19 protein-coding genes are annotated in these 16,380 nt (G+C 46.2%); 15 read left to right on the forward strand and 4 right to left on the reverse strand.

All coding sequences use genetic code 11. From position 1 onward, the window contains the following. Positions 1-28: 28 nt before the first annotated feature. From MTP40_RS07880 to MTP40_RS07890, 3 genes are all read right to left on the reverse strand, one after another. A complete protein-coding gene (locus MTP40_RS07880) occupies positions 29-1,357 on the reverse strand; it encodes a relaxase/mobilization nuclease domain-containing protein (protein ID WP_249259133.1) in 1,329 nt (442 codons plus the stop codon). Continuing rightward, positions 1,318-1,647 (reverse strand): plasmid mobilization protein, encoded by a 330-nt coding sequence (locus MTP40_RS07885; protein ID WP_097793304.1) that lies wholly within the window; start codon positions 1,645-1,647, stop codon positions 1,318-1,320. The genes MTP40_RS07880 and MTP40_RS07885 overlap by 40 nt, the downstream gene beginning before the upstream one ends. A gap of 190 nt (positions 1,648-1,837) precedes the next feature. After that, positions 1,838-2,206, reverse strand: a complete 369-nt coding sequence (locus MTP40_RS07890; protein ID WP_249259134.1) for a helix-turn-helix transcriptional regulator — start codon at positions 2,204-2,206, stop codon at positions 1,838-1,840. A 143-nt stretch (positions 2,207-2,349) separates the two neighbouring features. Here MTP40_RS07890 and MTP40_RS07895 point away from each other — a divergent pair, with 143 nt between their 5' ends. The 7 genes from MTP40_RS07895 to MTP40_RS07925 all read left to right on the forward strand — a co-directional run bounded on the left by MTP40_RS07895 (position 2,350) and on the right by MTP40_RS07925 (position 7,420). Beyond that, the gene (locus MTP40_RS07895; protein WP_004064254.1) at positions 2,350-3,048 is read left to right on the forward strand and encodes a response regulator transcription factor; all 699 of its coding nucleotides are present in this window, start codon (positions 2,350-2,352) and stop codon (positions 3,046-3,048) included. Between the two features lie 16 nt (positions 3,049-3,064). Next, complete coding sequence (locus tag MTP40_RS07900; protein ID WP_002570971.1) at positions 3,065-4,030, forward strand: ATP-binding cassette domain-containing protein; 966 nt, start codon at positions 3,065-3,067, stop codon at positions 4,028-4,030. Next, complete coding sequence (locus tag MTP40_RS07905) at positions 4,008-4,772, forward strand: ABC transporter permease (RefSeq protein ID WP_249259135.1); 765 nt, start codon at positions 4,008-4,010, stop codon at positions 4,770-4,772. Before MTP40_RS07900 ends, MTP40_RS07905 begins: the two co-directional genes overlap by 23 nt. Positions 4,773-4,779: 7 nt before the next feature. After that, a complete protein-coding gene (locus tag MTP40_RS07910) occupies positions 4,780-5,682 on the forward strand; it encodes a sensor histidine kinase (RefSeq protein ID WP_002570969.1) in 903 nt (300 codons plus the stop codon). A gap of 107 nt (positions 5,683-5,789) precedes the next feature. Continuing rightward, on the forward strand, positions 5,790-5,963 hold the full coding sequence (locus tag MTP40_RS07915; RefSeq protein WP_249259136.1) for a receptor: 174 nt from the start codon (positions 5,790-5,792) through the stop codon (positions 5,961-5,963). A gap of 12 nt (positions 5,964-5,975) precedes the next feature. Further along, positions 5,976-6,665, forward strand: a complete 690-nt coding sequence (locus tag MTP40_RS07920) for an ABC transporter ATP-binding protein (protein ID WP_005930891.1) — start codon at positions 5,976-5,978, stop codon at positions 6,663-6,665. Further along, complete coding sequence (locus tag MTP40_RS07925) at positions 6,665-7,420, forward strand: ABC transporter permease (RefSeq protein ID WP_099357300.1); 756 nt, start codon at positions 6,665-6,667, stop codon at positions 7,418-7,420. The genes MTP40_RS07920 and MTP40_RS07925 overlap by 1 nt, the downstream gene beginning before the upstream one ends. 282 nt (positions 7,421-7,702) lie before the next feature. Here the strand turns inward: MTP40_RS07925 and MTP40_RS07930 are convergent, their stop codons facing one another. Beyond that, positions 7,703-7,852 carry a hypothetical protein gene (locus MTP40_RS07930; protein WP_156071490.1) on the reverse strand — a complete coding sequence of 50 codons (150 nt, stop codon included), beginning with the start codon at positions 7,850-7,852 and terminating at the stop codon, positions 7,703-7,705. A gap of 30 nt (positions 7,853-7,882) precedes the next feature. Between MTP40_RS07930 and MTP40_RS07935 the strand changes: the two genes are divergently transcribed. The 8 genes from MTP40_RS07935 (at position 7,883) to MTP40_RS07970 (ending at position 16,282) form a co-directional block, all read left to right on the forward strand. Then, positions 7,883-8,314 (forward strand): sigma-70 family RNA polymerase sigma factor, encoded by a 432-nt coding sequence (locus MTP40_RS07935; protein ID WP_249259137.1) that lies wholly within the window; start codon positions 7,883-7,885, stop codon positions 8,312-8,314. A gap of 6 nt (positions 8,315-8,320) precedes the next feature. After that, positions 8,321-8,566 (forward strand): helix-turn-helix domain-containing protein, encoded by a 246-nt coding sequence (locus tag MTP40_RS07940; RefSeq protein ID WP_117506283.1) that lies wholly within the window; start codon positions 8,321-8,323, stop codon positions 8,564-8,566. Between the two features lie 264 nt (positions 8,567-8,830). Next, complete coding sequence (locus tag MTP40_RS14520) at positions 8,831-9,067, forward strand: SHOCT domain-containing protein (RefSeq protein WP_177716362.1); 237 nt, start codon at positions 8,831-8,833, stop codon at positions 9,065-9,067. Positions 9,068-9,132: 65 nt separating this feature from the next. After that, positions 9,133-10,908 carry a recombinase family protein gene (locus MTP40_RS07950; protein WP_249259138.1) on the forward strand — a complete coding sequence of 592 codons (1,776 nt, stop codon included), beginning with the start codon at positions 9,133-9,135 and terminating at the stop codon, positions 10,906-10,908. Between the two features lie 296 nt (positions 10,909-11,204). Further along, complete coding sequence (locus MTP40_RS07955) at positions 11,205-11,897, forward strand: response regulator transcription factor (protein ID WP_035394423.1); 693 nt, start codon at positions 11,205-11,207, stop codon at positions 11,895-11,897. After that, a complete protein-coding gene (locus MTP40_RS07960; RefSeq protein WP_055192238.1) occupies positions 11,894-12,925 on the forward strand; it encodes a sensor histidine kinase in 1,032 nt (343 codons plus the stop codon). Before MTP40_RS07955 ends, MTP40_RS07960 begins: the two co-directional genes overlap by 4 nt. A 182-nt stretch (positions 12,926-13,107) precedes the next feature. Next, positions 13,108-13,773 carry an ABC transporter ATP-binding protein gene (locus MTP40_RS07965; protein ID WP_015536575.1) on the forward strand — a complete coding sequence of 222 codons (666 nt, stop codon included), beginning with the start codon at positions 13,108-13,110 and terminating at the stop codon, positions 13,771-13,773. 16 nt (positions 13,774-13,789) lie between these two features. Next, positions 13,790-16,282: an ABC transporter permease gene (locus MTP40_RS07970; protein ID WP_138373914.1), complete on the forward strand. Its 2,493-nt coding sequence runs from the start codon at positions 13,790-13,792 to the stop codon at positions 16,280-16,282. The last annotated feature ends 98 nt before the right edge of the window (positions 16,283-16,380 follow it).

Here is a 16,380-nt window from a genome sequence, read left to right on the forward strand (position 1 = left end):
AAAAATCCAACCAATATTTTGTGCAGATTTACCGTTCCTGCATCTGCTCCTTTCCCGGTGCTGTCCGCAGAATGCCGTCCACATTCTGCTTTATGATGCCATACTCCTGCATCTGGCGTTTGGCATCATTGTACTGCCGCTGCATCTGGTCTTTCTGCTCGGCCAGTTGCTTATACTCGTTTTTCAGGGCGTAGAGGTCGGGTAGCTTTTGAAAGCCCTGCTCTTTTAGAGCTTTCGCCGCTGCTTCATAGAGAATCAAGGTTCCTTCATGTTTACGTCGGAACGGCTTTTTGTCAGCAGCCCGCTGATACTCCTGCAACAGTGGGCGCAGTTCTTTACAGGTGGTGACATCCTTTATCAGCACGGCCATTTCAGCAAGTCGGCGCTCTGCTGCTTTCAATGCGGCGGCAGCTTCGGTGCTGGCGGCGGTGATCTCGGCCACCCGGCTTTCCAAATCCGGGTAGCTTTCGATTTCATGCTCGGTCAGGAAGTTCAGCGTCCGGGCCGCCTGTTTCAGATTGTGGAGTTTTGCCCACTTCTCATACCCTGCGGACTGCTGGGCCTTGATGCTGTTCTCCAAATCAATCCGCAGCGAAATTTTGCGGTTTTCTTTGGGCTTCCGCTCCACGAACCGCCCTTTGATGCGTTCGATGATGGCTTCCTCGGTGTAGGCTTCGCCCAGCGTTTTGCAGCGGGTGAACCGTTCCTGTCCGGGCGCACGGAACGACACATACTTGCCCCTCTTGACCTCATAGCTTTGCTCCTGCAGGAGCCGCAGAAAATCGTCAAAATCCTTGGCCTGCGGGATGGCTGCATCTATGGCAGCTTTCAGCTTCGCCTTCCAGCTTGTACCCTTGCGGTGTGCGTCCCACTCGGCATAGCTCTTGCCTCTGTCTTGGCCGGGCATTACCACGGACAGGCCGTGTTCCTTGCAAAGTCGGTCACTGGTGCGCCGGATGTAAGCATAGCTCCGCCGGTTGGAAACATACTTCCGCTGGTTCACCATGTCCACAGCACAGAAAATGATGTGGTTGTGGACGTGCCCCTTGTCAATGTGCGTGGTCAGTACATAGGGATATTTTCCTTGCAGGACTTCATCTGCAAGCTGTCGACCAATCTCGTGGGCCTGCTCCGGCGTGGTTTCGCCCGGCGCAAAAGACTGTATCAAGTGGTGGGCCAGATTGTTGCCTTTCTGCATGGCCTGTGACAGCAGCAGTTCAAATTCGATGTCGGCGGTTTCGTAGGAGCAGGCAAAGGAGGACACCAGCATTTTTTCGTCCGTCTTGGCCGGATTCTCGATGTAGTCCAATGCCTTTTTCAGCGTTGACTTGATAGGATGTATCTTTGTAACTGCCATATCTGCGCCAATGCTCCCTTGATGTCCGCAACGTCTTGTGTGTACAGCGGCCCCATGCTGTTCAGCCGCCGCGCGATCTGATTGACGTTGACACCAATCTTTTGCAGTTCGGCGGTTTGCGCCCGGATGTCGGTGGTGTCGATGTGGACAACATAACCGTCTATCAGCATCTTCCGGGCGTATGCAGAAAAGTTCCGGGTATGCAGCAGAGCCATCTTCTGCCGGATAAGTTCCCGTTCCTCCGGCGTCACGGGAACACGCAGAACAATTTTTCGGGTTCGGTTCGTCATAGTTTCACCTCGTTTCTTGGGGGTCTGGGGTACTCCCCAGCAAGCATTTCTGCCGGGAGTGGCTACACTCCCTATGCTTGCTACGTTACCTTTCCCCACTACTATGACACCACAACACCCCCGTTCTGCCCGCAAAATGCAAAAAATAAGAGGACGCTTTTTGCATCCTCTCAATGACCATGCGTGGCAATCAGACACACGCATGGTCTTTTTCCTGTTCATGGATTCGCAGGGCACCGTCAATGGCACCTTCTACGATGGGCAAGTATTCTTCCGGGCAAAGCTGCAGCTTGTGGCTGACCCGCTGACGTTCCGCACTTTCTTCCCGCATGAGTTCCGGGTTGAAGTACCGCTCCACGGGCAGACCACATATTTTTATCAACTGAATCACCACCGGCAGGCTGGGCAGCGTGCCTTCGTTCTCAATATTAGCAAGATACCGGCTGTCACAATGTATCATGTCAGCCAGCGCACTGCGGGAAAGCTGTTTTGCCTTTCGTGCTGCCTTGACATCCGCTCCGAACGTTTCAAAGCCGGGACAGTCCTCAATTTTCGCCATTCTGCATCACCCATATACATTTTATAGTTCATGGACGATTGGCGAAATGATGCAAAGCGCATTGTTGCTAAACTTTATTGTTCATAGTTTGAGCATTGTATTCTCTGGAAAATCGAAATATAATAGAATATGGAGGTAATAGTATGGAAACTGGAACACACCCACATCTTCTGATTATTGAAGATGATGTGCTGCTCAATGATATGACGAAGCGGCTTTTGACCCAACATGGTTATTGCGTAACCTCTGCATATTCTGGAAGCGAGGCGCTTCTGTTGATTGAGAAAGGCACTTTTGACTTAATTTTACTTGATTTAATGCTGCCCGGCATACCGGGGGAAACAGTATTGGAAAAGATGAAAAGCACGATGGATATTCCGATTATCGGTGTGTCCGCTAAAACGGATATAGACAGCAAAGTGAACCTCATACGAAATGGTGCAGATGATTACATCACAAAGCCATTCGACAATCAAGAGCTTCTGGTGCGGATTGAAGCAGTGCTCCGGCGCTTTCAGAAGTCTACCACCCCCAACAATAGCAAAATACTTCGCTTTAAGGACTTGTCCCTTGATACAGAAGCTATGGAGGCTAAAATCAGGAATACCCCCATTACTTTGACACGGTATGAATACCTGATTTTGCAACTTCTGATGTCCTCGCCCTCAAAGGTATTCACAAAGAACAATATTTTTGAAAGCGTGTGGAATGAAAATTTTATCGGGGACGATAATGCAATCAATGTCCACATTGGAAATCTCCGCAAGAAGTTTGCCAAGGTCAATCCAGAGGAAAAGTATATTCAGACGGTTTGGGGCCTCGGTTTCAAAATGCAGGGCTAATCCTTAGAGAAATCTTATGAAGTTTGCACACCAGTCTGCTACAATAAGACAGCATGGAAAGGGGATGATTATTTTGGAGACTGCTTTGGAAACAGCCGGGTTGACCTATGTTTTCCCGGATGGAAACGGAATTAAAAATATCGCGTTTCAGGTAAAACGCGGAGAAATCTATGCACTGTATGGCGGCCATCACGCCGGGAAATCTGTACTGTTGCAAACCATTATAGGTACACTTAGACCTCAAGCTGGTACGCTCAAATTATTTGGCAATATAGACTATCAGAAGGAGCGCCGCCGGATTGGGTTTGTACCACAAAAGCCTGTGACAATCGGCTCTCTGTCACCTGCTGATATGCTGCGTTATTTTTCTTCCGTTTTTGGAACCACAGAAATCCATATTTTAGATATACTGCATTTGAACCTGAAAGAGAAAAAGGCGGTACGGCGATTGCCATTATCGACCCAGCGTTTAGTGAATTTGGCTGTTGCCCTTTTGGGAAATCCAGATATGATAATTTTGGACGATCCTTTTTCCGGGCTAGATAAGGGAGAATGTGAACACCTGCTTTCTGTTCTGAACTATCTGCATGAAATCAACCATACCACACTTTTAATCTCTGGACAGGATTATACGCTGCTTTCCCGGCTTGCATCCAAATATGGCGTAATGGCAGATGGAAAGCTGCTTTGTGAGCTTACGGCTGGGGAATTGAAAGAGAGCTGCCAGCGGTGCATAAAGATAAGAACTCCACAATTAGAACGGGCTATTACGATTTTAAGCCAGCAGTTCCCGGATTTTGAAGTGTTGGGTCATGACCTGATTAGAATTTTTCATTGTAATGAGCAATCCGGGGAAATCAATACGCTGCTGGTTCATTCCGGGATAGAAGTATCAGAAATCTGGCTTGCCGGTATGGAGCCGACCGACTATCTTTTGAAAATGACAGGAGGTGCAAAGAGTGATTCAGACGATGCAAAGTGAGTTGTTCCGTATCCGCAAAAGCCGCCTGTTTTGGGCCTGCCTCGTATTGGCTGCGTTTTTTGTCTTTGCGCTTGCCCTGACCTTTTATCACAATTCGGTAAATGGTATGCTTCCGTTTATATCACTGGTTTCGTTCACGGAGTTTCTGTTTTCAGATTACAGTCTGATTTTTCCATTGACGCTCTTTTTGTGCCTGTACTTTACAGAAGATTTTCATACCGGCACATACAGTATCACACTTTCTAAAGGTACAAGCAGAGTACACCTATTCTTTGGAAAACTGCTGGCCTCATGGGGTGGCGTTTTATTTTTTCTGTTTGTATGCTTTGGTGTTGCGTATTTGTCAATTCTGATGATGGGAGCATCCCGGTATGACATAAAGTATTCGTTTTCTGCAATCGGAGTCTTTCTTTTGTTTCAATGCCTGTGCTTTTTAGGTTACACTGCATTTCTCAATTTGTTAAGTTACCTGCTCCGGCATCGGATCATTGTTACGATTACCGCATTTTTTATGCTGGGGGTTTTGTATTTATATCTCACAAAGATAAGTACAGCACTGGATATGGATTATTCGCTCTACAAGTATTGGGTTGTAGGGCTATCTCATAGCTTGCAGATCAATACCTTTGGGGAGGATTTAATACCCATTTGTTTGACACTGGTAGTATATCTGTTTTTACCAACAGCTATTTCGCTCTCCCTGTTTCTAAGGTTGGACTTGCGCAATTTGGAAAGGCGGTGATGGCTACATGATGGTGTTATGTATCTTGCTTGCAATGCTTTCCCTGTTTTTGTCCCTGAAACTGATTTATCAGCGAAAGTTGGTTCAGAAAGTAAAAAAACAGATTGACTTTCTGATTGACCGTGATACGCAAACCGAAATTATGGTGGAAAAAACGGATGGGACAATACAGGATTTGGCTGCAAGTATCAATCATCTTCTGAAAAAATATCGTAGCATGGGGCAGGAAATTGAACGGAGCGATACACTGTTCCGAGATACCATTACCAGTCTTTCCCATGACTTGCGAACGCCGCTGGCAACAGCAAATGGCTATATCCAGCTCTTACAGGAACAGGATTTAACAGGGGAGCAAAAAGAATATGCAACGATTGCGGGAGAAAGAATTTCCGCTGTAAAGCTGCTTCTCGACCAACTGTTTGAATTTGTAAGGATTGAGGCCGACGAACTGAAATTGAATTGTAGAAATACGGATATACACAGTGTACTTCGGGATGTTGTCGCCTCATACTACGGCGATTTTGAACAGAAAAAATGTGTCCCCTATATCGTTATCCCAAATCCACCAGCTATCATTTGGGGCGATCCAGATGCCTTGACCCGGATTTTCTCAAATGTGGTTTATAATGCACTTGTTCACGGGGAGGGAAATTATCAAATCACCGCAGCGATAGAAGAAGCTCAAACGGTCATAACCATTAAAAATGCGTCGAGCAGTATTCAGCAAGAAGATATTCCTCATTTGTTTGACCGTTTTTACACCACCGACCAGTCACGAACAAAAAAGACAACCGGGCTGGGATTGGCAATCGCTCAAAGACTTGTGACCCGCATGGGCGGGCAAATTGTCGCTTCCTTGCAAAACGGTATCTTTGCAATTCAAGTCGTGTTTCCCATTGTCAATTCCTAAAGGGCTGCTTCGGCGGCTCTTTTTTCATCCTTAGACTTTCCTTAGACTTTTCTCAAACAAATCTTAAACCTCTTTGGTAAAGTATGAGCCATAGGAGGTATAAACAAATGGTTAAAGCAGCTTTAGTGGTTTCTATCATCGCTTTGGCGGTGTGCCTGCTCACGGCCTTGCATGGCGTATTGAGCGATGGATTAAAAGGACTAAAACAGAGATCAAAACCCATTAGTATTTCATTTTTGATTTATGCTGTGGCCTTTTTGCTTTTCATCTTTTTTCAATAACGGAGGTATTTCATGCTGCAAATCAAAAATGTAAATTTGAATGTTGGAAATACCGCATTGCTGTCCAACATCAACTTGACTTTAGAGCAAGGGAAAATCTATGGTGTACTGGGGCCAAACGGAGCCGGTAAAACAACACTGTTTAAGTCCATGCTGGGTCTGACTGCCTTTTCGGGAGAAATCCTCTCTGATGGACAGCCCGTTTCCAGTAGATGTTTTGGAAGTTTGATTGAATACCCGGCTTTTTACCCCCGGCTCACCGTAGAGGAAAATTTGAAGCTCCACGCACAATATTTAGGTCTGAAAAGACCAAACATCGAAGTGGCGCTCAAACAAGTGAACTTGCTGGATGCCCGAAAAAAGCTGTTCTCTCAACTTTCTTTGGGGATGCGCCAACGACTGGGAATTGCTCGCGCCTTTTTAGGCGATGTTCAATATTTACTGCTGGACGAACCTACCAACGGTCTTGATCCGATGGGGATAAAGGAAATCCGGCTGCTTCTGAAAGAACGCTTAAAATCTCCCCAACACTGTATTTTGGTATCAAGCCATAATCTGACGGAGATTGCTGCTGTCACGGATGTTCTTATTTTCATTCGTGACGGAAAAATCATCAAGATTGTAGAAAACGACTATAACGAAAAGGAACTGGAAGCCCTGTATGAGGATATTATGACTTCCGGCCAGAGGGAGGAAGCATAATGGGAGTGTTGATTAAAAATGAGTTTTACAAGTTGAAGCGGGAATGGTTTATGGTATTTCTTCTGCTGTTGTCGCTTCTTCCCATCATTACCGGCGGAGCAGGAGCAATTTTCAACAGTAGCACAACATCACTTGCTGACCTGTTCTTCTTTATGAATAACCAGTTTTCCATGTTCTTCCCAATGGTGCTCTTCATTTTGATTGGTTCGCTGTTTTATCAGGAATACAAAAACAAAACTTACATCAACTGGATTACCTACGGGTTTTCAAAGAAGAAGCTCTTTCTATCGAAAGTTACTGTCAGCGTCGTTATCGGCATCTGTTTTGCGGCTGTCTTATTTATCGCATTTGGCCTATTGGTGGCGATACTCAATGGAGCTGGCAGGTTGACCGGCGGTATTTCCCTGTTCCTCAAGCTGGCAATCGGGTTTGGAATTGAAGCCGGTGTTGTCGTTTTTGTAACGACCTGTTTAGGGGCAATCGTTATCAATCTGAGCCGCAATATTATTGTAACAAGCGTTGTCGGAGTTATATATGGCTTTGTATCTTGCCTGTTCATCGGTTCAGAAAGAGGCTTTGTCATTCCGGGTAGCTTTGCATATCGTGTGTCTATGTTCTTCTCGGATAAATCCACTTACTATGAGGTGCCTATATCGGCCACCATTGGCGGATGTATTAGCATTGTATTTTGCTTTATTGTTCTGTTTCTGGTTGGATTGATTGTCTTTTCTCATAAGAAAAAAATAGAAAATTAACTGCCGGACGACGGCAAAAGAAAAAAGCCGTCGTACAGCAGACATATCCGCGCGCCCATTTTGAACCGGCGGCTTTTGAGAAAATCAAGGCCGCCGGTTCTTTTTGCTTATCAAAGCGTTTCATCGTCCGTATGGCGGCCACTAGGAGGATGCCGCTATGCGCCTGATATTCTATCGAACGCCTAGCTTTGAACTATCAAAAAAAGCCTTGCTCCCGCACAGGGTCAGCAGGGCTTATACTATGTACTATACAATGTAGCTGCTACGCGTTTAATACTGCCATTATGCCCGGTTGGCCGTTTTCGGTTTGCTGGGCTTTTCTGTTGCCACCTGAAAATCTGCCTGCTTCAAAAAATATTTTTGGAAATTTTCAAAAAAGCGGGCAGAATCGGGTGTTTCAGGTGTCATATTAGCGGAAAGGGAAAAATCCACCCGACATCCCCACGGAAAGGGGGTGAGAAGATGGAAGCTATCCCTCGCAACGATGGCGAACAGTACCGATTCGATGCGTTCTGCAAAGCGGTGCTGCGAAATGAGGCCCGGAACTATCACCGAAATAAGAAACGTCTGCTTGACCGTGAAAAGTCATTCAGCGTTCTTTCGTTGGAAGAACTGGGGCAGCTCACGAGTGTAGACCATTATCCAAGTGAAGAATTTGTATTTTCATCCTACGGCTGTGATCTGCACATCGACAATGAACTTGTTGCCAATGCGTTTGCCGCTCTGCCAAAGCAAGAACAAAGCATTCTGATTCTGTTTTGCGTTCTGGAACTGGGCGATGGCGAGATTGGCGACCTCATGGGAATGTCCCGGAGTGCTGTACAGCGCCACCGGACAAAAACGCTGAACGAGCTGCGAAAAAAGCTAAAGGCGCACTTGCCGGAGGGAGGTTAGGCGTAAATGAACTCCTATGAACACACGAGCAGAGATTTTTTGCCGCTCTCGGTGATTCGCTCTGCCTGCGCTGGGGACACCGATGCAGTTGAACAGGTTTTGCAGCATTACAGAGGTTACATCAACAAGCTTTGTACAGGCATTCTCTACGATAAGCACGGCCAGCCCCATGTGTGCATAGACGAGTACATGAAACGCCATCTGGAAATCAAACTGATTTCTTCTATTGTAACCAAAGCCGAAACGGTCTGACCCTTTCCACGTTTCGGGACTGCACCTTGAAAAATATGCCCGCAGGACAATGGCGGTGCATTATAGGGCAAACGGATACGTTGCTGTCTGTATCGAGCCGGACGGCGGGTGCGCCACGATGCTTTTCTTTGAAAAGTGGAGCGATCACCACCCCGCCGCAATGCAAGCGCGGCTGCTTGCGGGCCATGACATACAGGCAGGCTGATACTCCCTTACCGTCAAAGTCCGAGCGTTCAGAGCGTCGCAGGCAATGAGTAGGGCTGCATGAGGAATGCAGGGGTGAGATTCCCGTGGGCTGCTGCCAGCAGCCGTCCGTTGGCTCATTTTTTATTTTGTGAAAGGGGGATATTTTTGAAAGAACAAAATTTGATACGTTATAGCATTCAGCTTGCTTTTTTGAAGCAGCTGTTGGAAAGAAAGCTCATAACCGATAGAGAGTATTCCCTTATCAAACAGCGCTTAATGAAAGATTATCGTGTGGTTTCCGAACTATCCTCTTGATTTTGTGTCGCATTGGCGTTATGATTAACGCAATGAAAGGAACACATTCAATAAGGAGGTCAAGCATGAAAGATGTTGAAGTCATTAAAGCGCACAACACACTCTCGCCACGAGCGCGTACAAACTTTGAAAAAAGGCTACGCGTAGCTGCCTATTGTCGTGTCAGCACTGATACCGAAGATCAGCTGAACAGCTACAAATCGCAGGTCAAATACTATACCGAACTTATAAAAAGTAAGCCGGAATGGTCTTTGGCCGGCATCTATGCTGATGAAGCTATCACGGGTACGCAGGTAAAAAAGCGCGAGGATTTCCAGCGTTTAATCAACGACTGTATGAACGGTGACGTGGATATGGTGATTACCAAATCCATTTCGCGTTTTGCCCGAAATACGCTTGACACTCTAAAATATGTTCGGATGCTCAAAGATAAAGGCGTGGCTGTGTTTTTTGAGGAAGAAAACATCAACACCCTTACTATGGACGGTGAACTGCTCCTTGTAATTTTAAGCTCTGTTGCACAGCAGGAAGTCGAAAATATTTCTGCAAATGTCAAAAAGGGCTTGAAGATGAAGATGCAGCGCGGTGAGCTGGTCGGGTTTCAGGGCTGTTTAGGTTATGACTACAATCCAGCGGACAAAACCATCACCATCAACGAAGAAGAAGCGGCTGTTGTCCGTTACATTTTTCAGCGATACACTGAGGGTGCCGGTGGTTCGGTTATTGCCAAAGAACTTGAAAACTTAGGCTATAAAACCAAACGCGGCAGTCCCAAATGGGCAGACAGTACCGTAATCGGCATTATCAAAAACGAAAAATACAAAGGCGACATTTTGTTAGGAAAGACATTTACCGTTGACCCTATTTCAAAACGGCGTCTATACAACTTCGGCGAGGAAGATCAATTTTATATTCGTGAGCACCACGAGCCCATTATTTCGGAAGAAGTCTTTGAAGCCGCACAGGAAATTTTGCGGCGGCGTGCAAAGCCCCGCAGCCTTAACGTGGACAGCAAACGTGAAAAGTTCAGCCGGAAATACGCTTTTAGCTGCATGATAGAATGTGGTTTCTGTGGTGGCACCCTGACAAGGAGGAGTTGGCATAGCAGTTCACAATATAATAAAGCAATCTGGCAATGTGTTGTTTCCACCAAAAAAGGAAAAAAGTTCTGCCCGGAGAGCAAGGGCGTTGACGAAAGAACGATTGAGCGGGCTTTTGTAGAATCTTATCGCCTCTTGTGCCAGAATAACAAGGATGTTCTGGACGAGTTTATGAAACGGACAGAAGAAACTCTTTCTGAAAGCAACGCGGGCAAGCGTCTGGCGAAAGCCGAAAGAGATATTCACGCTCTGGAAGTCAAGAAAAACAAGCTGGTTGATATGCGTCTTGAAGATACCATTGACAAGGAGACCTACGACCGAAAGTATTTAGACCTGTCCAGCCAGATTGAGCAGTTGCAGAAAGAGTGTGAAAGCCTGCAAGATGCAGCCGAAACCGAAACTACCATGCGCAAGCGTGTCGCCATGTTCCGACAGACACTTGAACAGAATGAGGTTCTGGACACCTTTGACCGACATATTTTTGAAAGTATAGTTGAAAAAGTAATCGTGGGCGGTTATGATAGTAATGGGAACAAAGACCCCTACATGATTGTCTTTGTTTACAAGACCGGGTTCAAAAACAGTGTGGACGGCAAGAATTTCAAGCCGCTTCGCAAGAATAGCAAGGAGAACCACTCCCCTGCTATTTTGTGTTCCCATGCTTCTAACGAGGCTGAATCCATGTGTTCCGATTCTAGCGACGACACATGTGGAATGTGTCATTGCGCTTTCCAAGGGTGAGATCGACTCCAAAAAAGTCCGTGTAGAGTTCTCTTTGGAGGGCATGGACACTTCAGGATTGCAAAAGGGAGTTTCCCATAGTTAAAGATACCACACCAAATATGATGAACCCACGCTTATACACTACCAGCTATAATAAACCGCAAGGACAGCAATTTGATGATACTGCTGTCCTTTCTTTTATAAAATTGCAGTACACATAAAAAAGCTGTAAAATGATAAATATATTTGTCCTTGTAACAATTCTCGGACATTTGCCTGTTATACTATCTGCAAAAAGCAAAGGAAGTGAGAATATGGAGCAGATTTTAATTGTCGAGGACGACAGTTTTTTGAATAAGATGTTAGACTATAACCTGACCGCAGACGGCTACGGCGTGACTTCTGCCCTAAATGCCAGAACCGCAGCCGAAGCCATCCGCCAGCGGGAATTTGATTTAGTGCTGCTGGACATCAACCTGCCGGACGGGAACGGTTTTGAACTGTGCAAGCTGATAAAGCCCCAGCACCCGGACACCATCGTAATATTCCTGACCGCCAACGATCAGGAGAGCGACCAGATACGGGGCTATGAGGTGGGCGCGGTGGACTACATCACAAAGCCCTTTGTGATCGGGGCCTTGCAGCGAAAAATCAAAGCCATGTTCGCCATGCTGGAACACCACAAACCGGCCAAGGACATTTACGACGACGGGCGGCTGTTTCTGGACTTCTCGGAACAGACGGCTTCCTTAAATGGCAAGCCCCTGACCCTATCCCCGATGGAGTACAAAATGCTGAACCTGTTCCGCAAAAATCCCCGGCAAGTGCTGACCCGTGGGCAGCTTTTGGAAAAGCTGTGGGATATAGACGAAAGGTTTGTAGACGAACACACCCTGACAACTTCTATCAGCCGGATTCGCAGCAAGATTGAATCCGACGGCGGCGCGCCCTACATCAAGACCGTTTACGGCATGGGCTATCAATGGACGGGAGGCGAGGCAAAATGAAGTTTCAAAACCTCTCGGTAAAGCGGCTGTTTGGCCGGGTGGCAATAGGGTTTGCCCTCTCCATGTCCGGGATCACCATAGCCCTTTTTCTTGTGACAAAACAGACGGCGGTGCTGCTGACGGGCGGGGCGCTGCTGTTGTGCGCCCTTGTAGGGATTTTTGTACTGACGCAGGCGTTTGGAAAACGGTTATCACAGTTTACCGCTGACCTGTGCCAGACCTTAGACCACATGATTGCCGGAAATGAAGCGCCCCAGCGGCCAGAGGACAGCGAAACCCAGCTTGCCAGAATCGGACACCGGCTGGCAAGGCTTTACCAGATCATGCAGGAGAACCGCCGCCGGGTGGACGAGGAACGGCAGGAGTTACAGACCCTTGTATCGGATATTTCCCATCAGGTGAAAACGCCGGTAAGCAATCTGAAAATGGCGACGGACACCCTGCTGGAAAAGCCTATGGCCGAGGCAGAGCGCACCGACTTTATCCGGGGAATCCGCAGCCAGACGGATAAGCTGGACTTTCTCTTTCAGGCCCTTGTGAAAACCTCCCGTCTGGAAACAGGCGTGATCCAGTTGGACAAGAAACCGGGCCGCCTCTTTGATACCGTGGCACAGGCCATGAGTGGGATCGTGTATGCAGCGGAGAAAAAGGAAATCGCCGTGTCCGTGGACTGCCCGGAGGATTTGACCGTTTCCCATGACAGCAAGTGGACATCGGAAGCCCTCTTTAACCTGCTGGACAATGCGGTGAAGTACACCCCGGCAGGCGGGAAAATCGCTGTGTCTGTGGTGCTGTGGGAAATGTATGTGGAAATCAAAGTGACCGACACTGGCAAGGGCATTTCCGAAAGCAATCAGGCCGCTATCTTCCAGCGCTTCTATCGTGAGGAAGAAGTACACGAACAGCAGGGTGTGGGCATTGGCCTGTATCTGGCCCGCGAGATCGTAACGCGGCAGGGTGGCTATATCAAAGTGGTTTCGGAGCCGGGCAAGGGTTCGGAATTTTCCATTATGCTTCCCTTGCGTTGAGAGAAACTTTCTGCTTCGGGTCAAGTTGGCCCGAAGTGCAGAGATAAAATGAAATGTCCGAGCGTTGTAACATTTCACCTCAATTTTCAATGAATTTTTTTAGCCGCTGTAACATTTCGCGGACATTTGGGTTTTACAATACACTCATCAACAGGTAGGAAACCTTGAAAGGAGTTTTGAATATGAGCGTTTTACAGACGATTGACCTGAAAAAGTATTACGGTACAGAACCGAACATTACCCGCGCCCTTGACGGCGTAAATTTCTCCGTGGAGGACGGCGAGTTTGTGGCTGTTGTGGGAACCTCTGGTAGCGGCAAGTCCACCCTGCTTCACATGATGGGCGGGTTGGACACTCCCACCAGCGGAACCGTGATTGTCCGAGGCGAAGAACTGGCAAAGAAGAACGACGAGCAGCTTACCATCTTTCGCCGCCGCAACATCGGCTTTATCTTCCAGAACTATAACCTTGTTCCCATCCTGAATGTGTATGAGAACATTGTCCTGCCGGTGGAGTTGGACGGGGACACGGTGGATCAGAAGTTTTTGGACGAAATTGTTCACCTACTGGGGCTGGAAGATAAACTGAAAAATATGCCGAACAATCTATCCGGCGGACAGCAGCAGCGTGTGGCTATCGCCCGCGCCTTGATTACCAAACCGGCTATCGTGCTGGCGGACGAACCGACCGGCAATCTTGACAGCAAGACCAGCACTGAGGTGCTGGGGCTTATCAAGCGCACCAGTGCGGAGTTCCGGCAAACCGTTGTGATGATTACCCACAACAACGATATTGCCCGTCTTGCAGATCGGATTGTCCGCATTGAGGACGGCAAAATTGTGGAATAAGTAGGGGTGGCAGACTATGACATGGCCTTTTGAAAATGATACCAGTAACATTGAAAAGAAACTGGCAAAGCGCAGTTTGCACCATGAACGGCAGCGTAATTTATTTGCAATCATTGCTCTTGTGCTAACTGCATTTATGATAACTGCGACATTCAGTATTGGTTTTAGTTACTTTGAAACCTACCAAATGCAACAAATTCGGTTAATGGGAACTACCGCTGATGTCGGAATCACAAATGTAACAGAAAATCAGTTGGTTGACATTTCAAAATCAAACCTTGTCCTTGACGTAGGTATACAGCAGCGTTTAGGCAGTGTTGATACAGAGCAACTGCAAAATGCGAGATTAGGTATAGTTTGGATAGATGATACCGAGTGGGAACACCACCGTCTTCCTACTATATCAGGTGTTGTAGGAAATTACCCATCAAGTAAAAACGAAATTATGCTACCTACATGGGTGCTTGAACAGATGGGCATTTCTGATCCGCAAATAGGGATGGAGATTGTGTTGTCGTACCAAATTGGCGATAGCTATAATTATGTCTCAGACACCTTTTTGCTGTCGGGCTACTATACGGACTACATTCCAATGCGCACAAATAATCGTGGTTATGTTTATGTTTCATCCGCTTTTAAGGATAGCTTAAATGTATCACTGGATAATAGTGTTACGGCAATGATCCGTTTTCAAGGCAATGATAATGCTGACAAAAACTGTGAAAGATTGCGGCGTGAGATTGACTTTACAGAAGGGCAAACATTTGAAATTGCACCATTAGAACAGGCAAATGGTGGAACTATTATTTTAGCTGTAATAATTTTAGCAGTTTTTATATCCTTTAGCGGCTATCTGCTGATTTATAATATTCTTTATGTCTCTGTCGTAAAAGATGTGCAATTCTATGGCCGTCTTAAAACGATTGGAACGACCCAAAGGCAGATAAAAAGAATTATCTATAAGCAGGCAATCAGAATCTCTTGTATTGGTATTCCGATTGGTCTGTTACTTGGTGCGGTTGTTTCCTTTGGCATTGTTCCTTACTTCCTGAATATGATGTATTCAACAAATTCTGATGTGGGAACAAAAGTATCTTTTTCGCCGTTTATTTTCATAGGATCGGCCATATTTACGTTCATTACCGTTATGATTGCAAGCATGAAGCCCGCCAAAATTGCCGGAAGTGTTTCACCAATAGCAGCACTCCAATATACAGCAGCCAGCACAAAGAGCAGCGCCAGAAATTGTAGCAAAATGAAGTTGTCCAGAATGGCATGGAACAATGTCTTTCGTAATGCTAAGAGTACAACCCTTGTTTTTGCATCGCTTTTTTTCGGCCTTTCCTTGTTCCTTGTCGTCACAGGGCTATTACATGGTTTAAGCCCGGAGAATTATGTGAGCCAATGGGGAGTAAGCGATTTTGCACTCACATATAGTATCCACGAAAGAGAAGATTTAATTTCCAGCGAAATGGTTTCAGAGATTGGTCAGCTTGACGGCATTGAGAATTTGAGGTTGACCTATGCACCTTATCCTCAAGTAGCAGCAGATGTTGTATATGACGATGCTGTATTTCACGAGTTTCTTGCGTCATTAGACGGAGTAAACGGCATTGATTTTTCTGATCCGGCAAAATTAGAAAATTATCAGCAAAACTTTTTTAGCGGGGTTTTTGGAATTGACAGTGCATATTTGGAAGAAATCAATAAAACCTTAAACTTGCCTATTGACACGTCTGCCTTTGAACAAGGAAAGGTTGTGCTGCTGTCCAAAACAGTAGAAGGCCTTATTCAGCCGGGGCAGGAAATAACAATCCAGACGCAGAACGGACAGCATTCCTTTATTGTAGCGAACGGTTATTTGAATGAAGGGTTTCGAGCAGGAGGAGACAATGAGAGAGGGACGGCTCCTGATTTGTATATTAGTCAAACAGCTTTGAAAGAACTCTTTCCGCAATATAGAGTGTTCCGCGTGGCCTTTGATACGGATGGTCAACATGACGAAAGTATACTGCAAGAATTAAAGCAAATCACCGCATCACAAGCTAACATTGATATTATATCCCGATATGAACGGCGAGAAGAAATGCAGGAATATCTCATTACAGCAAAGGTTTTAGGAACAGGGTTGTCCGTGATCCTGCTGCTTGTTGGTGTCATGAACTTTGTCAATACAATGGTTGTCAATGTAAATACTCGGCGCTATGAATTAGCTGTTCTTGAAAGCATTGGAATGACAAAGCGACAAATCAAACGAATGCTATTTATGGAAGGTTTCTATTATTGGGGCGTTTCCCTTTCCCTTGCAGTCACCATTGGAACAGCAATCTTCATCTTGCTATATATGGTTTTTAGTAAAGTGGCCTATTATGCTGTTTTCTCCTATCCATTTATCCCACTGGTGCTGGTGTCTGGACTGGTGTTGCTAATCTGCCTTATTGTGCCTATATGGGTCTACAAAACTGACGTTAACCTTCCAGTTGTGGAACGATTGCGGTTGACAGAGTGAGTTTTATCAAATAGCAAAACATCCTTAGATCAATCATATCGAAGCGGAGCAGATTTTAGCTGCTCCGCTTCTTTAGTATTTTTCAAAAAATTCTTTTG

Origin of the sequence: Faecalibacterium sp. IP-3-29 (genome assembly GCF_023347335.1) — a bacterium.
GTDB lineage: Bacteria > Bacillota > Clostridia > Oscillospirales > Ruminococcaceae > Faecalibacterium > Faecalibacterium duncaniae.